20 protein-coding genes are annotated in these 25,925 nt (G+C 65.1%); 10 read left to right on the top strand and 10 right to left on the bottom strand.

The genetic code is table 11. From position 1 onward, the window contains the following. Nucleotides 1-51: 51 nt before the first annotated feature. Entirely contained in the window at nt 52-1,443 is a 1,392-nt protein-coding gene (gene nhaA, locus BPSG_RS06135) for a Na+/H+ antiporter NhaA (protein ID WP_026643253.1), read from the top strand. Further along, entirely contained in the window at nt 1,415-2,191 is a 777-nt protein-coding gene (locus BPSG_RS06130) for an LOG family protein (protein WP_026643252.1), read from the top strand. Before nhaA ends, BPSG_RS06130 begins: the two co-directional genes overlap by 29 nt. On the opposite strand, the gene BPSG_RS06125 is transcribed toward BPSG_RS06130, so the two are convergent. The 7 genes from BPSG_RS06125 to BPSG_RS06095 form a co-directional block, all read right to left on the bottom strand. Further along, on the bottom strand, nt 2,182-2,853 hold the full coding sequence (locus BPSG_RS06125) for an O-methyltransferase (RefSeq protein WP_026643251.1): 672 nt from the start codon (nt 2,851-2,853) through the stop codon (nt 2,182-2,184). The genes BPSG_RS06130 and BPSG_RS06125 overlap by 10 nt on opposite strands. Before the next feature lie 5 nt (nt 2,854-2,858). Continuing rightward, entirely contained in the window at nt 2,859-3,809 is a 951-nt protein-coding gene (locus BPSG_RS06120) for a succinate dehydrogenase/fumarate reductase iron-sulfur subunit (protein WP_026643250.1), read from the bottom strand. An 84-nt stretch (nt 3,810-3,893) separates the two neighbouring features. After that, nucleotides 3,894-5,753 carry an FAD-binding protein gene (locus BPSG_RS06115; RefSeq protein WP_026643249.1) on the bottom strand — a complete coding sequence of 620 codons (1,860 nt, stop codon included), beginning with the start codon at nt 5,751-5,753 and terminating at the stop codon, nt 3,894-3,896. 52 nt (nt 5,754-5,805) lie between these two features. Next, nucleotides 5,806-7,149 carry a DNA-processing protein DprA gene (locus BPSG_RS06110; protein ID WP_026643248.1) on the bottom strand — a complete coding sequence of 448 codons (1,344 nt, stop codon included), beginning with the start codon at nt 7,147-7,149 and terminating at the stop codon, nt 5,806-5,808. Continuing rightward, a complete protein-coding gene (locus BPSG_RS06105) occupies nt 7,146-8,678 on the bottom strand; it encodes a YifB family Mg chelatase-like AAA ATPase (RefSeq protein ID WP_026643247.1) in 1,533 nt (510 codons plus the stop codon). Before BPSG_RS06105 ends, BPSG_RS06110 begins: the two co-directional genes overlap by 4 nt. Continuing rightward, nucleotides 8,678-9,139, bottom strand: a complete 462-nt coding sequence (locus BPSG_RS06100; protein ID WP_080699186.1) for a YraN family protein — start codon at nt 9,137-9,139, stop codon at nt 8,678-8,680. Before BPSG_RS06100 ends, BPSG_RS06105 begins: the two co-directional genes overlap by 1 nt. 147 nt (nt 9,140-9,286) lie before the next feature. Beyond that, a complete protein-coding gene (locus BPSG_RS06095) occupies nt 9,287-10,159 on the bottom strand; it encodes a pyridoxamine kinase (protein ID WP_026643245.1) in 873 nt (290 codons plus the stop codon). A 298-nt stretch (nt 10,160-10,457) separates the two neighbouring features. Between BPSG_RS06095 and BPSG_RS06090 the strand changes: the two genes are divergently transcribed. From BPSG_RS06090 to BPSG_RS06070, 5 genes are all read left to right on the top strand, one after another. Continuing rightward, entirely contained in the window at nt 10,458-11,780 is a 1,323-nt protein-coding gene (locus BPSG_RS06090) for an O-acetylhomoserine aminocarboxypropyltransferase/cysteine synthase family protein (RefSeq protein ID WP_026643244.1), read from the top strand. Between the two features lie 165 nt (nt 11,781-11,945). After that, entirely contained in the window at nt 11,946-13,514 is a 1,569-nt protein-coding gene (locus BPSG_RS06085; protein ID WP_080699185.1) for an ABC transporter ATP-binding protein, read from the top strand. After that, nucleotides 13,511-14,263, top strand: a complete 753-nt coding sequence (locus BPSG_RS06080; protein WP_026643241.1) for an energy-coupling factor transporter transmembrane component T family protein — start codon at nt 13,511-13,513, stop codon at nt 14,261-14,263. The genes BPSG_RS06085 and BPSG_RS06080 overlap by 4 nt, the downstream gene beginning before the upstream one ends. Nucleotides 14,264-14,414: 151 nt before the next feature. Further along, a complete protein-coding gene (locus BPSG_RS06075) occupies nt 14,415-15,233 on the top strand; it encodes an ABC transporter ATP-binding protein (protein ID WP_099309730.1) in 819 nt (272 codons plus the stop codon). Between the two features lie 35 nt (nt 15,234-15,268). Continuing rightward, nucleotides 15,269-17,887 (top strand): ABC transporter permease, encoded by a 2,619-nt coding sequence (locus BPSG_RS06070; protein ID WP_026643239.1) that lies wholly within the window; start codon nt 15,269-15,271, stop codon nt 17,885-17,887. A gap of 64 nt (nt 17,888-17,951) precedes the next feature. Here BPSG_RS06070 and BPSG_RS06065 read toward each other — a convergent pair whose 3' ends face one another. After that, nucleotides 17,952-18,650, bottom strand: coding sequence for a response regulator (locus BPSG_RS06065; protein WP_026643238.1), 699 nt, complete (start codon nt 18,648-18,650; stop codon nt 17,952-17,954). Nucleotides 18,651-18,688: 38 nt separating this feature from the next. Further along, nucleotides 18,689-21,238: a sensor histidine kinase gene (locus BPSG_RS06060; protein WP_051591937.1), complete on the bottom strand. Its 2,550-nt coding sequence runs from the start codon at nt 21,236-21,238 to the stop codon at nt 18,689-18,691. A gap of 106 nt (nt 21,239-21,344) precedes the next feature. On the opposite strand from BPSG_RS06060, the gene BPSG_RS06055 reads away from it, so the two are divergent. The 3 genes from BPSG_RS06055 to ychF all read left to right on the top strand — a co-directional run bounded on the left by BPSG_RS06055 (nt 21,345) and on the right by ychF (nt 24,754). Further along, entirely contained in the window at nt 21,345-22,682 is a 1,338-nt protein-coding gene (locus BPSG_RS06055) for an alpha/beta fold hydrolase (protein ID WP_026643237.1), read from the top strand. 89 nt (nt 22,683-22,771) lie between these two features. Continuing rightward, nucleotides 22,772-23,578 (top strand): pyrroline-5-carboxylate reductase, encoded by an 807-nt coding sequence (gene proC / locus BPSG_RS06050; RefSeq protein ID WP_026643236.1) that lies wholly within the window; start codon nt 22,772-22,774, stop codon nt 23,576-23,578. Between the two features lie 81 nt (nt 23,579-23,659). After that, on the top strand, nt 23,660-24,754 hold the full coding sequence (gene ychF / locus BPSG_RS06045; RefSeq protein ID WP_026643235.1) for a redox-regulated ATPase YchF: 1,095 nt from the start codon (nt 23,660-23,662) through the stop codon (nt 24,752-24,754). 81 nt (nt 24,755-24,835) lie between these two features. Here the strand turns inward: ychF and BPSG_RS06040 are convergent, their stop codons facing one another. After that, a complete protein-coding gene (locus tag BPSG_RS06040; protein ID WP_026643234.1) occupies nt 24,836-25,912 on the bottom strand; it encodes an alpha/beta hydrolase in 1,077 nt (358 codons plus the stop codon). Between the last annotated feature and the right edge of the window lie 13 nt (nt 25,913-25,925).

Genomic DNA, 25,925 nt, shown 5'->3' with positions numbered 1-25,925 from the left:
TTTTTGACATACAGCACAGGCGGCCGGGATGGTCCGGATTCGGGAGGCACAATGAGTACAGGCAGGCATGGCGCATGGGCCACCATACGCAGGATCGCGGCTTCGGACCGTATTTCGGGTCTCATCATGCTCGGATTCGCGCTCGCCGGGCTTGTCCTCGCCAACATCCCGGCCACTGCCGCGGGGTTCGAACACCTGTCGCACTGGCATGTGGGCATTCCCGGCACGAACATCGACATGGGTCTGGGTCATTGGGCGCAGGACGGCCTGCTCACCATCTTCTTCCTGACCGTCGGTCTTGAACTGCGTCAGGAGCTCACCACTGGCTCACTGTCGAACATTCGCGCAGCGGCTGTGCCGATGCTGTGCGCGGTGGGCGGCATGATCGTGCCGCCGATCCTGTTCATCGGCGTCATCGCGGTGTTTTCCCAGTGGGGCGCAGGAGACCCGGGCAGTCTGCTCATCGCGAACGGGTCGCTCTTCCCGTTCGGTGAGACCGCGCATGGCTGGGCGATTCCCACGGCGACCGACATCGCGTTCTCACTCGCGGTGCTCGCTCTGTTCGCCAAGGCGCTGCCCGGCTCGATCCGCGCGTTCCTGATGACACTTGCCACGGTGGACGACCTGCTGGCCATCATCCTCATCGCCGTGTTCTTCTCGTCGCTCAACTCCTGGTATTGGTTCGTGGGCATCGCGATCTGCGCGGCCGCGTGGTATTTCCTCGTGCGCATGCGCAAAGTGCCATGGTTCGGTGTGGCGGTCATCGGCATCCTCGCATGGGTCATGATGTACGAGGCGGGCGTGCACCCCACGCTCGCCGGCGTGCTCGTCGGCCTGCTCACGCCGGCACGCTCGATGTTCGGCGAGCGCTCGCCGCGCGCCGAACGCTACGCCGACAAGCTGCAGCCGTTCTCCGCGCTGCTCGCCCTGCCGATCTTCGCGTTCTTCGCCACCGGCGTGCATTTCGATGCGATTACGCCGATGCTGCTCGTCTCGCCGGTCGTCATCGCCATCATCGTGGCGCTCGTCGTCGGCAAGCCGTTGGGCATCATGATCGTGGCATGGGTGTCGACGCACCTCGGTTCGCTCAAGATGCCCAAGGGGCTGCGTGTGCGCGACATGTTTCCGGCGGCCGTGGCGTGTGGCATCGGCTTCACCGTCTCGTTCCTCATCGCGTCGCTTGCCTACGCCAACGCTGAGCTTTCGGCTGAAGCACGGTTCGGCGTGCTCAGCGCCTCGCTGATCGCCGCGGCGATCTCCGGTGTGCTGCTGAGCCGGCAATCCAAACGCTTCGAACTCGCCACGGCGAATGAGCCGGCGGCCCCGGCAAGCGCGGACGAGCCGGGGGACGAAAGCGTGACCACGTTGCCCGATGGTACTGTTGTGCTCAGCCAACGCATTGGAAAGGGCACACATGAACACTCCGCACACCAACCATCCTGACGACGAACGCTCGCCGCTCGGCGAGACCTACCGGCAAGGTCCGGTGCTGCTCCGCGGGCAGATGATCCCCGAGGAAAGCACCACCGAACGCCTGCTCAAGACGGATGAATCCATCGATTGGCTCCACCGCGACCCATGGCGTGTGCTGCGCATCCAGGCGGAGTTTGTGGATGGGTTCGGCTCGCTTGCGGAGCTGGGCCCCGCCGTCAGCATCTTCGGGTCGGCGCGCGCCGATCCCGCCGACCCGGTCTATCAGGCGGCGCAATACATGGGCGCGCAGATCGCGCGGCGCAACGTGGCCGTCATCACCGGCGGCGGGCCGGGCATCATGGAGGCGGCGAACAAGGGAGCCTCGATCGAAGGCGGCAAATCCGCTGGCCTCGGCATTGAGCTGCCCCATGAGCAGGGGATCAACGAATGGGTCAATCTGGGCATGACGTTCCGGTATTTCTTTGTGCGCAAGACGATGTTCGTGAAGTACTCGTCGGGCGTCATCGTCTGCCCGGGCGGCTTCGGCACACTCGATGAGACCTTCGAGCTGCTCACACTCGTGCAGACGCACAAGGCGGCCACCATTCCGATCGCGCTGTACGACAGTTCGTATTGGCAAGGCCTGTTCGATTGGGTCAATGGCACACTCGCGCAGCGCGCCATGATTTCACCACTCGACCCAAGCCTCGTCACGATCACCGATGATGCGGACGAGGCTGTGGATGTGGCGTTGAGCGGGTTGATCCGTCAGCGGTAGCCGGCGATCAGCAGGCCAGTGCCGGCTGGGGTCAGCGCGGTGACGAACCGTTCGTCGTCTTCGATGCGGTCGAGCAGGCCGCGCATCATCATGGCCTTCGGACTGCGGTCCGCCGGGTTGGTCAGGCCGCCTTTGGCATGGGGTGAGGCCATGGCGAGCGCATCGGTGAAGACGATGGTGCCGCCATGCTTGAGCAGCCGCGGCGCCTGCTCATAGGCCGGCTCATAGTTCGAGGCATCGCCGCACACCACAATCAGGTCGTAGTCTGCGCCGTTGAGGCGCTGCAAATACACGCCTGGCTGCGCGCTGACCATGCGCAGCGTGGTGCGCGTGTCGTCTTCCATCGACTTGAGCAGCATGCGCACCTGCGCGCCGCCCTGCACCGAGGAATCCACCGCCGTAAGCTTGCCTTCACCGTGCAGGCCTTCGACGAGCTGGGCCGTTTCGACGAGCGAACCGGTGCCGATCACGATGACCGACGACGCGTGTGTGAGCGTCTCGTAGGTGTTGAGCAGGCCGCCCACCGCCGCGGAGCATGCGGGCAGCTGCGCCTGCTGCGCCAACGTGCGGGCATGGCGCACGAATGGTGTCTCGCGAGCGGCCTCATGGTCCTCGATGCACTCCCACGCCTTGGCATGGTTGATATAGCTGCGTTTGTCCATGAAGCTCACACCTCGCGTTCCTTGACCTTGGCGATGAGCTGCCAGATCTCTTCACCCACATCGATGCCGACGGGGCATTCACGTGAACAGGCGCGCACCGACTGGCAGGCCTGAATGCCGTCCGCGGAGTCAATCGCCTCGAGGCGTTGGGCGGTGGCCATGTCGCGCGAATCGTTGACGAACCGGGCCTGGTTGATGAGCGCAGCGGGGCCGATGAACGCTTCGCCGCCTGCATAGACCGGGCAGGCGCCTTCACAGACGCCACAGGTGATGCATGTGGTGAGCATCTCGTATTGCGCGAGTTGTTCGGGCTTCTGCAGGTATTCGAACACGTCGACCTTGCCGTCGACCGTGGTGGCGAGCGCGCCGTCCGCGATCAGATAGGGCTTGAGCCTGGTGATCTGTTCGAGCATTGAGTCGATATCGGCGATGAGGTCGCGTTGCACGGGGAAACCGGGCAACGGCGCCAGTTCGATCGTGCCGTCGGACGGTGCATCGACGGGGGTTGTCTGGGTGCCGGGCTGTGCATCGTCATCGACGTCGCCGGTGCGGCGGAAGCCTTCGTCGTCGTGCGTGGCTCCGGGCAGCTGTTGGATCCAGTCACGCACTTTCGCCTTGCACAGGAGCGTCGGCGTGCCATTGACCGCCACGGCGTCCGATCCGCACATGCCGTGCCCGCACGAATACCGGAATGCGAGCGTCGGATCGACTTCGCGTTTGATGGTGAGCAGGCAGTCGAGCAGTGTGTCGTCGGGGCGCACTTCCAGCTGGTAGTCCTGCACCCACTGCTTGCCGCGCGCACGGCGTGCGGAGCGTGAGCCGGAATCGCCGAATGGTGAGCTTTTGCGCGCGAAGGGGCTGCCGCCGCGCGCACGGTCGCGGTCACGTTGTGGGCGTGGCGCGAACCGATGGATGCGCAGGGTCACCGTCTCGCTGCGCGAATCGTCGTGATGCATAGTCGCCTTTCCGGAAAAACCCTCACCAGTGTGCCACATGCGGTGCACGTGGTGGGGGTGGTATGTGTGGTCGTGATCAGGGCGTCAGTAGGCGCGCGTGCCCGGTTCGATGTTGACGATGTGCACCGGCTGCCACAGTGGCGTCTGCCCGGCGGCGGTCATCGAATGTGCCAAGAACCCGGTGTCGTCGCGCTGCGGGAAATCGGTGCGGTAGAGCGACCCGCGCGATTCATGGCGGGCGCTGGTGGCCGCGAGCATGGTGCGGGCCAGTTCGACGAGATGGCGCGCCTCCCAGATCGCGGTGATCTCCTGGTTGAACGTGCGTGCGTCGCTGTGTGTGCGCAATGCGTGCGCGCGCGGCTCCAGATCCGCTTCCAGACGGTGCAGCGCCTGCGTGATGGACGCGTCGTCGCACGTCACAGCCACACCGGCCTCCATCACCGAACCCAGATCGGCCATGAGCTGGTAGGCGTTGTCGGTGGGCTGCTCGCTTGTTTCGACGTCGTCGGGGGGAGTCGTGGCGAGCATGTCGGTGATCTGCGCGTCTCGGCACGCCTGCGCGGCATCGAGCGCCTCGGCCAGCGCGGGGTCCACGTCAGATGCGGCGGCGGGCCGGTCCAGCAGGCGCAGCGCCACCATCGCGCCGGCGCGGGTGCCGAACAGGCAGGCGTCGAGCAGCGAATTGCCGCCGAGGCGGTTGGCGCCGTGCACGCTGACGCAGGCGCATTCGCCGGCCGCATACAGGCCGTCGACGATATGGCGCTCGTCATCGGACCACGTGTAGACCTGGCCGTTGAGCGTCGTGGGGATGCCGCCCATCGTGTAGTGGGCGGTGGGTTTGACAGGAATATAGTCACGGCTGGGGTCGAGCCCCGCGTAGTCCTCCACGGTCTGCACGACCTGCGGCAGCACGGCGCGCATATGCTGCGCGTCGAGCCCGGTCAGGTCGAGCCATAGGCAATCCTTGGGACCCAGCGGGTCCTTGGGGTCGGCAACACCACGGCCTGCTTCGATTTCAGCGCGCATGGCGCGGCTGACCACATCTCGCGCGGCAAGGTCCTTGTGCTCTGGTGCATACCGCGCCATGAACGCCTCGCCGTCGGCGTTGCGCAGCACACCGCCTTCGGCACGTGAGGCTTCGGAGAGCAGGATGCCGGTGTGCGCCAGTCCGGTGGGGTGGAACTGCATGAACTCGATGTCTTCGAGTTGCAGCCCCGCCTGCAGGGCAAGCGCCATGCCGTCCCCGGTCAGGTCGTATGAGTTGGAGGTGGTGTGGAACAGGCGGCCTGCGCCGCCGGTGGCCATGATGACATGCGTGGCGGCGATGGCGTGCGTGGTGCCGGCATGGGTGTCGTAGGCCACGATGCCGGCCACACGGCTGCAGGTCTCATCGAGCACGAGGTCGCTCACATACCATTCCTCGGCGAACTGCACCCCGTATGCCGCACATTGCTGCCAGAGGGTGTGCAGGATCTGGTGGCCGATGCGGTCCGCGGAGTAGGCGGCCCTCTTGACCGGTTCCTGGCCGAATTCCCTGGTGTGGCCACCGAAACGGCGCTGGGCGATGAGCCCGTCCTTGGTGCGTGAGAACGCCACACCGGAGCGTTCGAGGTTGATCACCGTCTGCGGCGCCTCCTGGGCGAGCACGCGGGCGGCATCCTGGTCCACAAGCCAATCGCCGCCTTTGACGGTGTCAAAGTAATGCCAATGCCAGTTGTCCGGTTCCACATTGCCCAGACTGGCGGCGATGCCGCCTTCGGCCGAACCGGTGTGCGAGCGCAACGGCTGCAGCTTGGACACCACAAGGATCTTCGGTTCCGACCCTTGGGCGCGCAATGCCTGCATGGCATCGCTCCGGTACAGTCCCAACGCTGCGGACAGGCCCGCGGCCCCCGCTCCTACAATGACGGCATCATATAACTCTTCGATGTGCTTCGGACTCATACTCGGTATTGTCGCACAAGGCGTGGCGAATGTATATGGTCATGTGCGGGGACTACTTGGCCGTGCACACGGTGATCCGCCCCCCTGTGGTGCTGATGCGCCCCTGCAGTTCGAGCAGGCCGAGTGTGGCATGAACCTGTTCGGGGCTCAAGACGGCGCTGCCATCCGCCTGCAGCGCTTCGGCGAGCGTGTCCGGTGTGGCATGGCGTCCGGTGCGGCGCATGCGCTCAAGGGCGCCAAGCACGGCTTGTTCGCATGCCATGCCTCCTGCGCCGGCGTCGTCGTGTACCGGTGCGTCTGGAGCCGGATCTGTCTTCGGCAGATGGGGCACATGCGCGGCATGGCATAGGTCGTCGACTGTCGTGCCGGCGAGCAGGATCGCCTGCTGGTTGCGGATGAGCTCATTGCAGCCCGCGTTGTCAGGGGCGGTGATGTTGCCGGGGACCGCATAGACCTCGCGGTTGAGTTCGGCCGCCCAATGCGCGGTGTTCAAGGCCCCTGATCGCCGGCGCGCCTGTGCGATCACCACGGTGGGACACAAGGCGGCGATGATGCGGTTGCGCAGCAGGAACCGGCGCGCCTCTGGCACGGTCTGGGGGCACATCTCACTGACGAGCGCGCCATGCTGGGCGCGTATGGCGTCAAACAGCCGTTGGTTGCACGTGGGACCCATATGGTCGAGGCCGCCGGCGAACACGGCGATCGTGCGGCCGGCTCGCTCGTCGCCCACCGTGTCCACAGCGCGCAATGCGCCCCAATGCGCGCTCGCGTCGGTGCCCATGGCGCCGCCCGAAACCACGGTGTGCCCCTGTGTGGCCACCTCGTGGGCAATCTCGCCGGCCACATGCCTGCCGTATTCGTTCACGCCGCGCGACCCCACAACGGCCACGGGCGACGAGCATGCCGCAAGCGCATGCTGGTCGCCGATGCCCCACAAACACAATGGGGGAGCCCAATCCGAACGGACCGCCAAGTCGCCAAGGCGTTCGGGCCACAGGTCATCGCCCGGAATCACCACCCATTGCGTGCCCGCATGCGTCATCCATGCGGTCAATGCGTCATACTCCCATGTGGGGAGGGACTGCAAGCGGGCACGCCAGCGTGTAAGGGCGCGGTGGAAGGCCTGTAATCCTTGGGGCTTCACGTGGCAGCCCCACCGTGCGGCCCCTTGGCTGAACAGATGGTCCAATGCGCGTTCGGCGTGGCGGCGTTCGGCGTCGTCATGGCCATCAAGGCCCTCGACGAGCAGGGTGAACACCGCGAGCGCATGTGGCGCGCCTTTGAGCAGCGCCATCATCAGCGCGTCCGCACCATCGATGCAATACGTGAGCAGGCACCTCGCCATGCGCTCGCCGCAGCGGTCGACGAGCCGCGCATGTGCCGCCGCGCCGCTCATGTCAACTCCTTGGTGCGCAGGGCGATCGCCTGGGCCATATGGTCCACGGTCGGCTCGCCGCAATCGTCGAGGTCACACAGTGTCCATGCCAAACGCATCGAACGGTCCGCGCCGCGCAGGCTCAACCGTTGCGAGGCAAGCGCCGCATTGACCATGGCGAGCACCGCCGACGGCGTATGCTCGCGCAGCCATGCGCCGGACGCCTGCGCGTTGCACGTCCATCCCTGCGCACGGAAGCGCGCCTGCGCCACACTGCGCGCATGGACGACCTGCTCGCGCATCTGCGCGCTCGAAGGCCCCGGATCGGTGCACAACGCGCCGATCCTGCGTACCGGATTGACCTCCACCTGAATGTCGATGCGGTCGAGGATCGGCCCGGATAGACGGTTGAAATAGCGGATGCGGTCGCGCTCACGGCAAGTGCAGCGCTCGCCGGTGCCATACCCGAACCCGCATGGGCAGGGATTAGCCGCCATGATCAACTGGAATCGGGCGGGGTAGAACGTGGTGCCTTTGGCCCGTGACACCGCGACCGCACCTGATTCGAGGGGCTCGCGCAAGGTCTGCAGCGCGCGTGGGGCGAACTCGGGGGCCTCGTCCATGAACAGCACGCCACGGTGCGCACGGGTGACCGCTCCCGGTTTGCCCAATCCGGAACCGCCTCCCACCAAGGCGGGCACCGTGGCGGTGTGGTGCGGCGCCTCGAATGGTGGCACATCGCTGATGCCGAACGAGCGCAGGGTGCCGCTCAACGAGCGGATCGACGCCACTTCGAACTGTTCGTCCTCGGTCAATGGCGCCATGATGCCGGGGAAGCGGGAGGCGAGCATCGTCTTGCCGGTGCCGGGCGGCCCCATCATCAGCACATGGTGGCCGCCGGCCGCCGCGGTCTGCAATGCCCTCTTGGCTCCATCCTGATTGACGACGTCGCGCATGTCGCCCACATCGACCATAGGGGCGAACGCCTGGTCTGCGCTGTCGGCCGGCACCGAGGCGCGTGGCGCGGCGACCTTGGCCTGTGCGCCGTACATCTCCATCAGTTCGCCCACATGCGAGACATAAGCCACGTCCACACCATCCACAAGCTCGGCTTCGTCGCGGTTGGCGCGGGGCACCACAACACGCCGCACCGCTTGGTTGCGCACATGCAGCAGGATCGGCAGCAACCCGTTGATCGGCAGCACGGTGCCGTCAAGGTTGAGTTCGCCAAGCACCACCGTGTCGGTCAGGCACTCGGGGTCGATGATCCCTTGCGCGCTCAACACGCTTGCGGCGATCGCCAGATCATGGCTCGACCCACGTTTGGGCAGCGAGGCCGGCGACATGTTGACGGTGACCCGGGTCTGCGGCCATGCGACGCCGGCCGCGGTGCAGCCGGATTTGACCCGTTCGCGCGCCTCGCTGAGCGAGGCGTCGGGCAATCCGATGATCGAGAAGTAGGGCAGCCCCGGCGAAATGAACGCCTGGAGTTGGACGATGAACGCCTTCAGCCCAATGAGTCCCACGGAAAGCGCCCCGCCGATGGCCATCAGAACGCCTCCGGAATATGGTGCATGTGCACTTCGTCGCAGTGCACCTGCACCGCCATGACATCGAAGCGGATGCCGATGTGCGGAACCTTGGGGGTTTGTTGGGTCAGCCATTGGGTGGCGGCGCGCCGCAGGTTCATCTGCTTCGCCGGATGCACGGCCTCCTGCGGCAGTCCGTACCGCGTGGTGCGGCGCGTCTTGACCTCCACGAACACGATGGTGCGGTGTGGGGTGAGCGCGATGATGTCGATCTCGCCATAGCGGGTGCGCCAATTGACGTCGAGGATATGCCAGGACCGTTCCCGCAGCCATTGGCATGTGGCGGCTTCGCCATAACGCCCCAATGCGCGGGCCGGAAGGGCGGGGTCGGTCAAACGGTGCGACCACTGCGCGAAGGTGAGGTCGCTGTGTGCGTCGTCGAGCGTGCGGATGGCTGGTGATACTGGTGTTGCAATAGTCATGCAGCCCAGTTCAGCGCATGCGTGCACCCGATGCAAGCGTGGGGCGCCCCTGTGGTCGGACGCCCCGTTTCGGCTGCGCGGTGTGGACGGATCAGGTGTCGTCCACCGTTGTCCACAATGGGCGTGGACGGCCACAGGCCGCTGGGGTCAGTCGACGAGGTTGGTCAATTCGCCGAGGCACAGTTCGAAGCTCACGCCACGGTTCTCGTAATCAGGCTGGTGGCGTGTGCTGAGCATCGCATTGCACACGAACACGCTCGCGAGGCGGCATGCGGCCGCCAGGTCGAGACCGGCCATGACGGCGCCGATCAGCGCCGAGGCGAATGCGTCGCCGGTTCCGTGGCACATGAACGGCAGTTTTTCGTTGACGATCTCTTCCCTGGCGTCCACACCCGCCTGCGCATTGGCCACGAAGTTGCGGATGCGCCCGTCGTTGCGGTCGATGCCCTTGAGCACCACGTTGCGTGCGCCCAAGTCGAGCAGCGCCTGCAGCAGATCGTTGACCTGCACGTCGTCGAGGTCAGCGCCCGCATAGGCGGTGCCGGTCAGGATCGAGGCTTCGGTCAGGTTCGGCATGAGGATGTCGGCGCCGTCCGCGAGCGCGCCCATCGCCTCGCACAGTTCGGCCGTGTACGTGGGGTACATCTCGCCGTTGTCACCCATGACCGGGTCGACAAGGCGTAGGGCGTTCGGGTATTCGCGGTACAGGCGCTGGATGACGGCCACCTGTTCGGGGGCGCCAAGGAACCCGGAATACACGCCGTCGAGGTCCACCCCCTCCTTCTGCCATGCATCTAGATAGCCTTCGAGCATGTCGGTCGTATCGGTCATCGTGAACACGGGGAACTTGGTGTGCGCCGAGAACAGTGTGGTCGGCACCGGGCACACGTCACAGCCGGCGGCTGAAAGGATTGGGATAGCCGCGGTCAGCGAGCATTTTCCATAGCCGCACATGTCGTGCACGGCGGCGATGCGCGGAATGTATTCACGGTTGCGGTGGTACAGGATGGTCTCGTTCATGATGCTGCTTTCTGCCGTATGGTTCCCGGTGGCTGCGCCATCGGCTGTCAGTGCCGGATTATAGCCATGTGTGTGCATCACGCCGTCCGCCGCCCATCCGCGCCACCGGCGTGTCGCGATGGTGGCAGTGCCCCGCCTTGGCGCGGTCCGTCGCGCCATGATAGCGAGGTATAGGAAAGCGCGATAACGCCGCGCTTGCGTTGCGCCGCAACGGTTCCGTATCGTCATGTCCAGCAGTGCGGTGGCACCCCGCGCCGCACCCACCCCAGACACCCATCCGAAGCAAAGGAACCACGCCATGAGTGAGACGAACGCCAAGCACCCCTACCATTTCGAAACGCTCCAGCTGCATGTGGGGCAGGAGCGGCCCGACCCGGCGAGCGATGCGCGCGCCGTGCCGATCTACCAGACCACGAGCTACGTGTTCCACGATTTCGACCATGCCGAGGCGCGGTTCGGGCTGGCCGACCCAGGCAACATCTATGGACGCCTGACCAACTCCACGCAAGGGGTGTTCGAAGACCGCATCGCGGCGCTTGAAGGCGGCACGGCTGGCCTCGCGGTGGCATCCGGCGCAGCGGCCGTGGATTACGCGGTGCGCAACATCACGCAGAGCGGTGATCACATCGTGGCCGCCAAGAACATCTACGGCGGCACCTACAACCTGTTGCGCCACACCTTGGAACGCGACGGCATCACCACGACCTTCGTCGATGTGAACGACCCACAGGCCTTCGAAGACGCGGTCCAGGACAACACCAAGCTCGTGTATTTCGAGACCTTCGGCAATCCGAACGCCGACTTCCCGGACTTCGAGGCGATCGCCGAGATCGCGCACCGCCACCATCTGCCCGTCGTGGTCGACAACACGTTCGCCACCCCGTACCTGTACCGTCCGCTCGAGCATGGCGCGGACATCGTGGTCGAATCGGCCACCAAGTTCATCGGCGGCCATGGCACGACGCTCGGCGGTGTGATCGTGGAGGGCGGCAATTTCGACTGGGCCGCCGTGCCGGGCAAGTTCCCCACACTCACCGAAGCCGACCCCTCGTACCACGGCCTCAATTTCTATGAGGCGCTCGGCCCGGCCGCGTTCGTGACGCGCATCCGCGCGATCCTGCTGCGCGACACCGGCGCGACGCTTTCGCCGTTCGCCGCGTTCCTGCTGCTGCAGGGCACCGAAACACTGTCGCTGCGCGTGGAGCGGCACGTGAGCAACGCGCTCGCGGTGATCGACTACTTGAAGACCGTGCCCGAAGTGGAGTCGATTTCGCACCCAAGCATCGAAGGGCGCCCCGACCATGAGCGCTATGCCAAGGCGTTCCCGCACGGCGCGGGGTCCATCTTCACGTTCGAGATCAAGGGAGGCAAAGACGCGGCGCGCGTGTTCATCGACAACCTCGAGCTGTTCTCGCTCCTGGCCAATGTGGCCGACGCCAAGAGCCTCGTCATCCACCCCGCGTCCACTACGCATTCACAGGAAAGCGAGGCCGAGCTCGAAGATCAGGGCATCCATCAGGGCACGATCCGCCTGTCGATCGGCACCGAGCACATCGACGACATCCTCGCCGACCTGCGCCGTGGATTCGAAGCGGTGCGTGCAAGCGGGTTCGCCCAGTAATGGCACAGAGCCGCTTCACCGCCATCCGCACGCATTGTGCCCGTCGCCACAACCAGCCAGCCACGTAGCCGTTGTCTGATATAACAGTGTCATTCGCTGGTATCGATTCGCCGCTGTTCCCGCACGTCTGCGCAAACAGCGGGCGGTTATCTGGATGGAGCATGTGTGGCCGACATTATCACTGTGATGAATCTGGGATGGCGGTATGCGGCGCCCGGTGGCGGGGGAGAGCCGATCCAAGGGCTGCGTGATGCCAGCTGCTATGTGCAGCAGGGCGCGCTCGCCGGCGTCATAGGCCCCACCGGATCGGGCAAAAGCACACTCGTCAAGGCGCTCGCCGGCATCATCCCGCATTGCACGAATGGTTCGCTCAACGGATATGCGCGCATCGCCGACATGAATGTGAAAAGCACCACGGTGAGCGACCTGTCCCTGCGCGTGGGCTACGTGGGCCAGGATCCACGCGCCCAGCTCACGAGCCCCACCGTGGCCGAGGAGATCGCGTTCCCCTTGGAGAACCGCGGTGTGGAACCCGACGAAATCGAGGCGCGGGTCGATGACGTGCTCGCCATGCTGCACATCGAGGACCTGCGCGAGCGCGACACCGCCACATTGTCGACCGGTGAGATGGAGCGTGTCGCCATCGGCGCGGCCATCGCCGGCGAACCGGATGTGCTGATCGTGGACGAGCCGGCGAGCCTACTCGATGAGGAGGGGTACGAAGACCTCGTCAATGTGATCGACGTGATGCGCCGGCGCACGCGTATGACGGCCGTGCTCGTGGAACAGGACACGCGTTTCCTCGCACAGCGCGCCGACGCGGTGTTCCTCATGGTCAACGGCGAGATCATCCGCCGCACCACGGCGGACATCTTCACCCGCGAGCGCTCGCTGCTCGAATCGGTCGGTGTGATCGTCTCCGATCAGGACACCACGCCGCTCGTCATCGAGTCCGACGAGCCGGACGCGGCGGGCAACCCCGCCGTCGTGTTCAACCATGTGCACGCGCGGTACGCGGATTCGCCTCCCAGCAATGCGCCGCAACTCGACGATGTGGCGTTCGCTGTGCAGCAGGGGGACTTCGTGGCCATCACCGGCGGCAACGGTTCGGGCAAGAGCACGCTCACGCGCCTCATCAATGCCGAACTGCGCCCCGACCGCGGCCAGATTGTGGTCAATGGCGTCGACGTCGCGTCGCGCACCCCCGTGCAGATGGCGCAGCAGGTGGCCGTGGTCGGCCAACACCCCGCCGACATGTTCTGCGCGCAGTCGGTGCGTGAGGAAATCGGCTTCGGTCCGCGCGCGCTCGGCGTCGACGACGATGAAGTGGCGCGGCGCGTCAACGAGATGGTACGCCTGTTCGACCTCTACGACGTGGAGGACATGCCCGCAGCCGCGCTCAGCAGCGGCGAGCAGCGCGCCGTGGCCCTCGCCTGCGCGCTCGTGATGCATGCGCCCGTGCTCGTGCTCGACGAGCCAGCGGCCGGACTCGACCACCGGCTCAAATCGCGGCTGCTCAACACCGTGGCCCGCATGAACCAGGAGGGCACCACGGTGATCATCGCCACCGAAGACGCCGATCTGATCCAACGCTATTGTTCGCATGCGGCACGGCTCGACCAAGGCCGCCTCGTCTCGTACGGCCGCGTGCGCGCGAATGGCCGGCGCTTCCTCGCGCCGCCGCCCGTGCAGGGCGTGCTTGCCGCTTCGAACGGAAAGGGGGTGGCGCGATGAACGGCCAGTTCTATCTGCCGGCCACAGGGTGGTTCCATGCGCTTGACACGCGCATCAAACTGTGCATGACGCTTGTGGTGGTCGTGTTGTGCAGTGTGTGGGGCAATTGGATGTTCCTCGCCGCCATGCTGGTCGTCATGCACGTCATGTTGCTCACCGACCATGTGCCGGCGCGGCATGTGGGGCGCCTGTGGGCTGTGCTCGGCCCGCTGTGCGCGCTTGTGGCCGTCATCATGCTGCTGTCGATGAACGCCTACGGCACCGGTGTGCTGTGGCAGCTGGGGTGGTGGCGTGTCACATCGCAGACGCTGATGATGTGCCTTGTGGTGGTGCTGCGCATCGCCGACATCGTGCTCGCGTTGTTCCTCACGTTGTTCACCACGAGTCACGCCGACTGGGTGCGCGGTCTGACGGGGCTGCACTTGCCGCTGACCGCCGCACGCCGCATGGCGCGTGCGGTGAACGTCGTGCCGCAATGGTTCGCCGTATTCCGCGAGCGCAGGCTCATGCGCGCGTCGCGCGGCGCCGGCGGGGGCTTTGCCGCATTCGGCGACACATGGGCGGCGTTGCGGCTGCGCGAGCGCCGGGCTTCGGTCGCGGCGCTCACCCGCGGGGCGCAGATGCACACCGGTTCGGCCAAGCCGACGGTGATGCGACCCGCGCATATGCGGCTTGCCGACTGGCTTGTGCTGCTCATCGTGGTGCTTGTGGCCGCCGGGGTGGCCGCGATGGTCGCGTTGGGCTGGTGAATCCGCGCTGGTCGATTGCGGTGGGTCTCATCCTTAAGGATGAGACCCACCGCTTTTTCCATCTCAGGCACGATACTGGGCGCCCGATTACGCCGGTACGGTGACTGGTAGTGATGCGGGAGCGGCCCGCATTGATGGAAAGGACAAAGCAATGACGACGGCAATGCAGGCTGCGCCATCCCAGCGATTCGTGGAGCACGGCGATCCGGTGGCCATCCAGGCGGTGGACCTGGTGAAGGACTATGGCAAGGGCGACAGCACGGTGCATGCGCTGCGGCATGTGAACGTGGCCTTTGAAAAGGGCCGCTTCACCGCGATCATGGGCCCTTCCGGCTCGGGCAAATCGACGTTGATGCACACGCTGTCCGGCTTGGACAGCGTCACGTCGGGCCACATCATGTTCCAAGGTGTGGATCTGACCACATTGAACGACAAGCAGCTGACGATGCTGCGCAGGCATGACATCGGGTTCATCTTCCAAAGCTTCAACCTGCTGCCGATGTTCACCGCGAAGCAGAACATCCTCATGCCGTTGACGCTCGCCGGCAAAAAGCCGGATGTGCAGTGGTTCGACCAGCTCGTGCGCACCCTGGGCCTGAGCGACCGTCTCAGCCACCATCCGAACGAATTGTCTGGCGGTCAACAGCAGCGTGTGGCGATCGCCCGCGCCCTGATCACCAAGCCCGAACTCGTGTTCGCCGACGAACCGACCGGCGCTCTTGATTCGGCCTCGAGCGCCGAGGTGCTCAGCTTCCTGCGCAGCTCGGTCAAGGAGCTGGGCCAGACGATCGTGATGGTCACCCACGACCCCGTGGCCGCCTCGTACGCCGACCGGGCGATTGTGTTCGCCGACGGGCAGATCGTGGCGGATGTGAACGCGCCGACCGCCGCCCAGATGAGCGACCTGCTCATGCAGGAGCGTGAACGCGCCGCGCGCGGACCGGTGCCGCCGGTGCCGCCGCAGGCGTGATGAGAGACGAACGGAAGAGCAAAGGGATACCAACCATGTGGTCCATAACCATGCAAATGATGAAAAAGAACGTGAGGATGCTGATCCCCGCAGGCATCGCGGTCCTCATCGGCACCGCGTTCATCGCTGCCACATTGCTGTTCAGCAACGCGTTGGACGCGTCGATGACCGAAACACAGACCGTGCTGTACGGCGACGCCAACTATGCGGTGACGCCCGCACAGAACGCCCCTGACAGTGTGTATGAGAACACGGTGGGCGACTTCCACATCGACCGTCTTGAAGCGGTCGATGGTGTGGAGTGCGCGCGCCCCAATGTGGAAGGCCCCATCACCTACAGCTCGCAGGACCGCCATGCCAGTGGTGTGGTGATCGCCACGAGCCGCGACGCCAAGCTGCTGCCGGTGTCCATCGTGGAGGGGCGCGCCCCGAAGCCCGACGAGCCCGACACGTTCGCGCTGCCACAGCGTCTGGCCTCGCAGTGGAACCTCAAGGTGGGAGGCACGATGGTGGTCAATTCGTCCGCCAACACGGACGAAGCCCACCCCGAAGGGTTCGCCGCGACCATCGTGGGGCTCACCGATGACCCCCATAACGCCTACGGATTCTACGGCGGAGCTTCGGTCGCCTCGGACGGTCTGCTCGCCAGACTCTCCGGCACGGCTTCCTTCGACAAGATGAGCGCCACCCAGTTGTACCTTTCCATCGATACCGCCAACGCCACCACGCTCGGTGATGCCAAAGCCACGATCATCGGGGACCTGCCTCAGGGTTTTCGACTGCTTTCGCGCCAACAGGCGGCCGATGAGGCCATCAAGAAGATGAGCAGCGACGGCACGGATGTGACCAAGCAGTTCCTGCTTGCATTCGGCGTGCTTGCGCTCGTGGTGGCCGCCTTGGTGATCGCCAACACCTTCCAGGTGCTCGTGGCGCAGCGCCGCAAGACCCTGGCGTTGCTGCGCACCATCGGCGCCACCAAACGGCAGCTGTATATCTCCGTGCTCGAGGAGGCGGCGATTCTGGGATTCGTGGCCTCGGCCCTTGGTGTGGCCGCAGGCATCGGCCTCATCGCCGCCGTTGGGGCGTCCGGCGTGTTGGCCTCGGCCTCGATGCAGATCAAGATCATCATCGACTGGCAGGTCGTGATAGTGCCCATCGTGTTCGGTGTGCTGGTCACGGTGCTCGCCTCGCTCGGGGCCGCGCGTTCCGCGACGAGCGTGACGCCGCTGGAGGCCATGCGTCCGCTCGAACTGACCGACCAGCGCAAGATGAAGGTCGGCCGTGCCGTCATCGGCTTGTTCATCCTGCTGATGGGCATGGGTCTTGTGGGCTTCTCCCTGTGGATGCAGAAAGACCATGGAGACTCCGCCCTGCTTGCCGCAGTGGGTGGCTGCATGTTCTCGTTCCTCGGTCTGGCCCTGACCGCGATCTTCTGGATGCCGTGGCTCATGAAGGGAGCGGGCGCGCTGGTCTCGCTGTGCGGCCCTTCGGCGAAGCTGGCCGATGCAAACATCCAGAAGAACCCCCGGCGCATCGCCGCGACAGGCACGGCGCTGCTCATCGGCGTGACCCTCGTCTCCACAATCGCCACAGGCGCGGCGAGCGCGAAGGCCACGATGAACCAGGCGCTTGACGAACGCTACAGCGTCGACGTGGTGGTGCAGGGCGGCAACGTGCCCCAGCAGGCCGCCGACAAGGCCGCCAAGGTCAAGGGTGTGCAGCACAGCCTGTATGTGCCCACCGCATTGGCCACCTACGAGACCCCGGATGGCAAGACCATGGATACGCTTGTCGTCGGTGTGCCGTCCATTCAGACGCTGCAGGATGTCATGAACATCGATCTGGGCAGTGTCGACATGGCTCCCGGCCATGCGCTCATGCCGCAATACGACGCCTATGACGGCAAGCGGCTCACCTTCGCCGATGGACGTGTGGCGCTCACGGAACAGGTGGTCGACACCAACGCCGAGGAGGGGCGGATGCGTGACGGCAACCATGCCGACCTGGCCGTCACCCAGCGCGACTTCCGCCGTGTGACCCAGACCACGCCCGTCGTGGCGTTCGTCAACGAGTCGAAGTTCGCCGACGGTACGTTCCAGGATTCCGGGCACATGCTGTTGCTCAAACTGGGGGGCGCCAACGTGCCACTCTCACAGACCTTCGACGACCTGACCAAGGTGTTCGAAGCGTACCCGAACGTGCAGCTCGGTGGGCCGGTGGCGGAACGCCAGCAGTGGGAGACCATGGTCAACGCCATGCTCATGCTGCTTGTGGCGTTGCTCGCCGTGGCCGTCATCGTGGCCGTCATCGGTGTGGCCAACACGCTGAGCCTTTCGGTCATCGAACGCACCCGTGAATCGGCCACCCTGCGCGCGATCGGCATGACGCGCGGCCAGCTGCGCACCTCCCTCGCCATCGAAGCGGTGCTCATCTCGGTCGTCTCGAGCGTCGTCGGCATGGTCGTCGGCACCTTGTTCGGCTGGTTGGGCATCAACATGGTGATGAGCTCTATCGCCACCGTGGTGTACCCAGTCGATTGGCGCACCTACGGCATCATCCTCGCGATCGCCATCGTCTGCGCGCTTGTGGCGAGCGTGTTCCCATCACGCCGCGCCGCCAAGACACCACCGGTGGAGGCGCTTGCCGAAGCCTGATCGCCGACCACAATACGTGCCTGCCAGGGAACTGTCTGCCCCTGGCAGGCACGCACGTAGCGCACTACTGCACGAGATGATTCTCATACGCGAACACGACCGCCTGCACGCGGTCACGCGCATTGATCTTCTGCAGGATGTGCGCTACGTGCGTTTTGACGGTGGGCAATGAGATGAACAGCTTGTCGGCGATCTCCTGATTGGACAATCCGTGGGCGATCTCCACGAGCACCTCGCGCTCGCGATCGGTGAGCGTCTCCAGTTCCGGATCGGTGTAGTCGGCCGATGGTGCCGGAGCGGCCGGGGTCATGTGGAAGTTGGGTTCGAGCATCTTCTCGATGAGCCGCTTGGTCGCCGTCGGCGCGATGATCGCATTGCCTTGGTACACGGTGCGGATTGAACGCAGCAAGGTCTCCGGTTCGGTGTCTTTGAGTAGGAATCCGGAAGCTCCGGCGTGGATGGCGGCCATCACGTATTCATCGAGGTCGAAGGTCGTCAGGATGATCACGCGGATCGGGCGTCCGCCGTTATCCATGCGCGTGATGTGCTCCGTGGCGGTGATGCCGTCCATGCCCGGCATGCGCACATCCATCAGCACGATGTCCGGCGTGAGCTGTTCCGCCAGCCGGATTGCCTCATCGCCGTTCGAGGCCTGGCCCACGACCTGCATGTCGGGCTGTGAGTTGATCACCATGGTAAAGCCGGCGCGCACCAGTTCCTGATCGTCGGCGATCACAATGCGGATTCTCGAATCGTCACTCATACCCACCACTGTAACCGGCGGCGTGCATGAACGCGCGCCTAGTCGTCAGCGCCGTCTTCCCGCTGCGCCATCGCGGCGACGGGCGCGAGCGGCATCGTCATATGCGCGTCCACGTCGGCATGGTCGTCACTGGACCCGGTCTCGCGCAGCACGCTGAGCAATTGCCGCATGCGCGCGAGCGCCGCGCGGCCCTGCGCGCCGATCGCCGCGAACGCCGCATTGATCGACTCGGGCGAAGGCGTCTCGCCTGCGGCGATCTGCCCGTCGATCTCGTCGAGTTCCTGCGACGTCTGGTCGATCACCGCATGCAGCGTCTCGCTCACCTCACCCTGTATCGTGGCGCTGATGCGGTCGCGTTCGCGGTTCGCTGCGGCGATGCGCGCCTTTTCCTGCTCGGCGCGCAAGGCGTCGGCGCGTGCCTGCAGCACCTGCGGATTGGATCCGTTCACGCGCGCCCACAGGCCGAGCAGCATGGCGATCATGCAGCAGACGAACGTGATGGCGGTGATCATCACGACGATCTGCAGCGGGGAGAGCCGCAGCGATACCGCGCAGTATTCGGTGCGCGCGCCCCCGGTCAGCATGCCGAAGAGCGTGTAGTGGCAACGGTTGAACGCGAGCACCTTGCACGCGAAGGCCATGCTGTCGAGCGTGCACAGCGGTACGAGCCATTTCCAGTTGCCGTGCTTGCCGTAGACCGCCGCCGTATAGACGACGAGTGGGGCCGCTAGATTGGCCATGTACACCGAGGGCAGGAACAGCAGTTGGACGAAGCAGATGGCGGCGAACACGACCGCCACGGTCTGCGGGAACCGCCGCCGCAAGGCGAGCGGAGCCAGCAGCAGCACTGTCATGACGCGCTCGAGCCAGCCGAGCGTGGGTGGATCGGAACCCATGCTGGACGTGATGTCGGCGCCCATGACGCAGAAAAGCATGATGAATGCGAAGGTGATGAATGTGTCGGTGAGCACGTAATGGTGTTCGAACCAATGGGACAGGCGCACAATCCAGTTGGCGTGCGCGTCCTGCTGCCCGTGCGCGACCGGCGTGCTCCGCAGTGTGCGCGCCCAGTCCGCGACACGCAGGGGGAGCGGGCGGTGTTGTGCGGCCGGTTCGGGGTCGGCAGCGCTGGGTGCAGCCGGTGCGGAGCCGTCGTCCTGCACAGCCGCGGCGGGTGCGGCGAAGGCAGGGGCCGCCTCCTGCCCGGATGCTGCATTGAGCAACGGCACGCGCGCGCTCACCTTGAAGCCGCCCGAAAGGCGCGGTCCGCTCGTCACCGTGCCACCGACCGCGTCGATGCGCTCGCGCATGCCGATGAGACCATAGCCGGGCGAGTGCCCGTCGAGCGAGGCCGAGACACCGCGACCGTCGTCATCGATCGTGATCGACAGCGCGCCGTCGCCCCACTGCTCGGTTACCTCCACATGCACGTCGCGTCCGGCGTATTTGCGGATGTTCGTGAGCGCCTCCTGCACCACATGGTACAGCGCCTCGCTCGCGGCGGGGGAGAGTCCGTCGGGCTGTGGAGTGCCGCTGATCGTGCGGGTCAGCCGCATGGCCGAGTTCACCGAACGTGCCTGGTTGATCAGTGCGTCGATGTCGTGGTAGTCGGATGTGGGGGCGTTGTTGAACACGCCAAGCAAGTGGGTCATGTCATCAAGCGCGCGCTGTGACTCGTGACGGATCGTGAGCATCGTCTCACGGGCGAGCTGCGGGTCGTGCACGGCGGCATAGCGGCCGCCGTCGGACTGGATGATGATGATCGATAGTGTGTGCGCCACCACGTCGTGCATGTCACGTGCGATGCGCGCCCGTTCGGCGGACGCCGCGATGAGCTGCTCCTCCTGTTCGCGCGCGCGGATCGCCGCATTGCGCTCATGGAGCAGTGTGATCGTCTGATGGCGTGCACGCTGCCAGAAGCCGGACACGATGGCGAACACGAGCACGATGGTGATGAGCACGGCGAGGGTGAGGGAGGTGCTGACGATGCCGCCATACGCCATGCTCTCGGAACACACTGTGCCGCCGTCCACTTCGGTGTAGTTCAGGCACTGGTGATCACCCCACAGCAATTGGTGCATCGTGGGCGCACCATACCGCGTCCAGTCATACGACACCACGAACTGCCGGGCGGCGGACACCACCGAGACGAGCACGTCGAACACCGCGGCGGTCACGAGGTACCTGCGCACCTGCGCGCGCGTGCCGTACACCAGTCCGGAATACAACATGACCGCCGCCATGAAATCGGCCATGAGCATGCCGGGGCCGACGATCAGCTGCGCTACCACGGTCACGAGGAACCACCGCACGGCGATGGTGGGGCGGATGCGGTGCAGGATGTACGGCAGCGTCAACGCCACGGACCACGCTTGGTTCCACAACGGCATCCAAGGGTCCGGCACACGCACAAACGCGTACTGCGCGTCCATGAAACCGGCGCCGAACAACGACCAGATGCCGCACAGCAGCGCGGCGACGAGGCAATCGACCGCGAACCGCCGGTTCCAGCTGTCCCATTGCCGAATGCGTTGCAGCAGCGTGGCGGCATGTGGCATATGCGCGGAAGTGGCGGGGTGCTTCGTCATGCCTCTCACCCTAGCGCGTACCGGGCGCAACGCAATAGTACTGTGGGATGAGAAGCGCCGGCGTCGTGCAGAGCCGGCGCACACAGGAATGAACAGGAGCCGATTCATGGGATTGCTTGACGAATACTATCTGCCCGGGTTGCATGTGCAGGAACACGCGATCGACGTGCCGCTGGATTGGGCTGGCCATGTGCCCGGCCAAGGGTTCAACGGGCCAAGCACCACGCTGTTCTACCGCGTGGTGGACGCGCCGGAGAAGATCCATGCCGAGCTTCCTCTGCTCATCTTCCTGCAGGGTGGTCCGGGAGGCGCCGGCCCCCGGCCGTTGAGTCCGCAGTCGGACGGCTGGATCGCCGAGGCGATCAAGCACTTCCGCGTTGTGCTGCCCGACCAGCGAGGCACCGGGCGTTCCGCGCGCGTCGACTCGAACACGATCGGCGCAATGGATGCGGCAGAGGGCGCACATTATCTCAAGCACTTCCTCGCCGACTCGATCGTGCGCGACTTCGAGCACCTGCGCCGCACGCAATTCGCGGGCAGCCGATGGGTGAGCCTCGGGCAGAGCTACGGCGGCTTTCTGACCCTCACATATCTTTCGCTGTTCCCGGACGCGCTTACAGCCAGTTTCACGACAGGCGGCATTCCGCACGTGCCCGCGGACGCGACCGAAGTCTATGAACACACCTTTCCGCGCATGGAACGCAAGACGGAACAGTTCTATGCGCGCTACCCACAGGACCGCGCACGCCTCGCCGTGCTCGCGGACCGTCTGGCTGCCGACCCGCTGCCGCTGCCGAACGGCGATCCGCTCACCGTGGAGCGGCTGCAGACACTCGGTTCGTCATTCGGCATGAAACCGAGCTTCGAACGCGTGCACTGGCTGCTCGACGAGGCGTTCGCCGCCGGCGACGGCAGCGCCTCGGCGAGCTCGCCAATCAGCGACGAGTTCCTGCGCGGCGTGGAATCGGCCACGGCGTCGCACCCGCTGTACTGGCCGCTGCAGGAGTTCATCTACGCCAACGGCGATCTTGAGCGCCCGATTGACTGGGCCGCCCAGCGCGTGCGCGACACGATGCCGCGGTTCAGCACCGGCGCGCGCCCGCTGCTGCTGACCGGTGAGGCCGTGTTCCCGTGGATGTTCGAGCAGGAGAAGCAGCTCAAGCCCTTCCGTGGCGCCGTCGAGACAATGATGCAGGACACGCATTTCGGTGTGATCTACGACGAGGGCCAACTCGCGCGCAACGAAGTGCCGCTGCGCGCCGCCGTGTATTTCGACGACATGTATGTGGATGCGTCATTGAGCCTCGACACACTCAGCCGCATCGGCAACGCGCATGCGTGGGTCACGAACGAGTTCGAACACGACGGCGTGCACGGCGCCGTCGTGTTCCGCCACCTGTTCGACGAGGCATGCGCGAACGGCGATTTGCGGGCCATGTTCTAAAAGTTCACGCGGTGTGCCTTACCATGGGTTGTGGCACGGCGGAACCCGCGCCACAACCCAAGGAGAACCGCACGCAAAGGACGTATATCATGACCGATTCAACGACCATCGGATTCATCGGCTTTGGCAATATGGGGCAGGCGATTGCACGCGGCCTCATCGAATCGGGCACCGTCGGCGCCGACCAGATCGTGGCATGCGCGGCGCATTACGACAAGCTCCTCGCCACCACCAAGGCCATGGGCGCTCGCGCCGTCCATGATCCGATCGAGGTCGCCGCGGCCGCCGACGTGATCATCGTGGCGATTAAGCCGTACCAGGTGGAAGCGGTGATGAAGCCGGTCGTGCAGACGCTGGTGGACGACAACAAGTTCGTCGTGTCGATCGCGGCGGGGTGGACGCTCGAGAAGTTCCAGCGGATGCTCGGCGAGATGAGCGAGCTCATCCATGTGCAGTGCACGATCCCCAACACGCCGATGGCGGTGGGCAAGGGTGTGCTCGTCACCGAAGACGTCGACACGCTCACTCCCGAACAGCGCAACCGTTTCGAGGCGCTTTTCGGTTCGATCGCGCTGATCGAGCGCGTGGACACCGCGCACATGGGCATCGCGATGTGCCTCGCCGGATGCGCCCCCGCCTTCACCGAGATGTACATGGAGGCCTTGGGTGACGCAGGGGTCAAATACGGGTTGCAGCGCGCCACCGCCTACCGTCTGGCGGCGAAGATGATCGAGGGTGTCGGCGCCCTCTATATGAGCGAAAGCGAACATCCGGGCGCCATGAAGGACGCCGTGTGCTCGCCCGGTGGCACCACGATCAAGGGCGTGGCCTCGTTGGAGGAGAGCGCGTTCCGTGGGGCCGTCATCAAGGCCGTCGACGCCATCGAACAGCGCTGAGACCATACGTATTGCACAGGGGCCGGGCGCATGCTTCGCGCCCGGCCCCTCTTGACGAGCGGCGGCGCTAAGCTGAGTCGCATGTCTCTTACTATCGGAATCGTCGGATTGCCCAACGTGGGCAAATCCACCATGTTCAACGCATTGACCCGCAACAATGTGCTTGCGGAAAATTACCCCTTTGCCACGATTGAGCCCAACACCGGTGTGGTGCCGCTTCCCGACAAGCGCCTGCCGGTGCTCGCTGAACTCGTGCACACCGAGAAGATCGTGCCGGCCACCGTCACGTTCGTCGACATCGCCGGCATCGTCAAAGGTGCCTCCGAAGGCGAAGGTCTGGGCAACAAGTTCCTCGCCAACATCCGCGAGGCCGACGCGATTTGCGAAGTCGTGCGCGCGTTCGAAGACGACGACATCGTGCATGTGAACGGCCATGTGGACCCGGCCGACGACATCGACACAATCAACACCGAGCTCATCCTCGCCGACCTGCAGACGATCGACAACGCCCTGCCCAAACTCGAAAAGGACCTGCGCGGCAAGAAGATCGAGCCATCCTACGTGGAGGCGGTGCAGAAAGCCAAGGCAATCCTCGAATCGGGCAGGACCATCGATCAGGCCGCCCAGGCAGGTGAGATCGACAAGAACGACATCGCCGACCTGCACCTGCTCACCGCCAAGCCGTTCATCTACGTATTCAACGTGGACGACGCCGAACTGACCAATGAGGAGTTCAAGAAGAAGCTCGCCGATTCGGTTGCCCCGGCCCCGGCGATCTTCCTCAACGCGCAGTTCGAGGCGGAACTCACCGAGCTCGACGAAGCCGATGCCCGCGAGATGCTCGAGGACGCCGGCCTGAGCGAATCGGGCCTCGACCAGCTCGCACGCGTGGGCTTCGACATCCTCGGCCTGCAGACCTTCCTGACCGCAGGGGAGAAGGAGGTGCGCGCCTGGCAGATCCACAAGGGCTGGACCGCCCCACAGGCCGCAGGCGTCATCCACACCGACTTCGAAAAGGGCTTCATCAAGGCCGAGGTCGTCTCCTATGACGATTTTGTGGCGGCCGACGGTTCGATGGCCAAGATCAAAGAAGAGGGCAAGCTGCGCCTCGAAGGCAAGGACTACGTGATGCAGGACGGCGACATCACCGAGTTCAAGTTCAATGTGAGCAAATAACCAAGCGCAAGCGCAACACGGCGGGGCCGGCGCCGAAGACATGTTCGCCGCCGGCCCGCCGTGTTGCGCTTGGATCGGGGGTCACCGGCAGTTGCGGTAGGTGAAATCGTGGATCTGCTGCAGCGCGCGCTGGCTTTCGGGGAGCCAGCTCATGCATACGGGGAACACGTGGCCGAGCGTCTCGGTCGGTGCCACCTTGACATCGTGGAGTTCGAAATCGCGTCCGGCGCATGCCAGGGCCGTGGCGAGCCCGAGCGTCTCCGCTTGGATGAAGTCGTCGCTGCTCGTTAGCAGGTACAGTGGCGGCAATGCCGTCTGCGCGGCAGCCGCGAATGGGGCGAGCGGCATCGCGCCGTCGAGGCCGTCGAAGAATTCGCGGCCTACGGTCTGTTCCAGTTGTGTGCGTGCGCTGGGCGCATCGGGTCGTTCCGTCAGATCGAACACGCCGCTGACGAGCGCGGCGCCGGCGATGGGGAGCCTCGATGGGGATGCGATGCCGAACGCCTGGGCGGCATCGGGATTGCGCTCGATGAGCAGCGTGTACCATGCGAGTGCACCGCCCGCCGAATCGCCGGTCAGGAAGATGTTGTGCGGGCTGATGGGCCAATCGCCGGCATGGTCGCGGATCCATGCCAAAGCGTTCTGGACGTCCGCGAGCTGGCCGCGCAGGTCGGTCTGCGGTGCGGGCCGGTAGTTCAACGAGAACACGGCGAATCCCCGCGCCGCCAGATGCATGTTGAAATTGCGGTTGAGTTCTTTGTAGCCGTACGTGAAGCCTCCGCCATGGATGTCGATGAACACCGGCAATGTGGCGCCACCGCGCACCATGGCGCTGTGGGGCAGATACAGGTCGAGCAGATGGCCGCGCGATTCGCCGGCTTCGGCGTCATAGCCGCCGTCGGGCAGGTATGGCATGTCGCAGATCGCGTCGATGCTTTCCGGGTCATGCCAATAGCCCGTGCGCGCATAGTCGAATTTCGCGATGCGGAGGCGGTCTTCGCGGATGCGTGCGGCACGGTCTGGATCCGTATCGGCCAGATCGTCGTCGATCTCGGTCCAGTACCTGGCGATTTCGGTGATGCCGCGGTCGAATTCGACCGGGTCGATCGCGAACGGCTCGTCGTCGAAGCGGACAAGACGGTAAGGGATGGATGGCATCGTGGGGCCTTTC

Source organism: Bifidobacterium pseudolongum subsp. globosum, from assembly GCF_000741295.1.
GTDB lineage: Bacteria > Actinomycetota > Actinomycetes > Actinomycetales > Bifidobacteriaceae > Bifidobacterium > Bifidobacterium globosum.
Note: the sequence above shows the minus strand (reverse complement) of the source record. Positions and strands in the feature narration are given on the sequence as shown.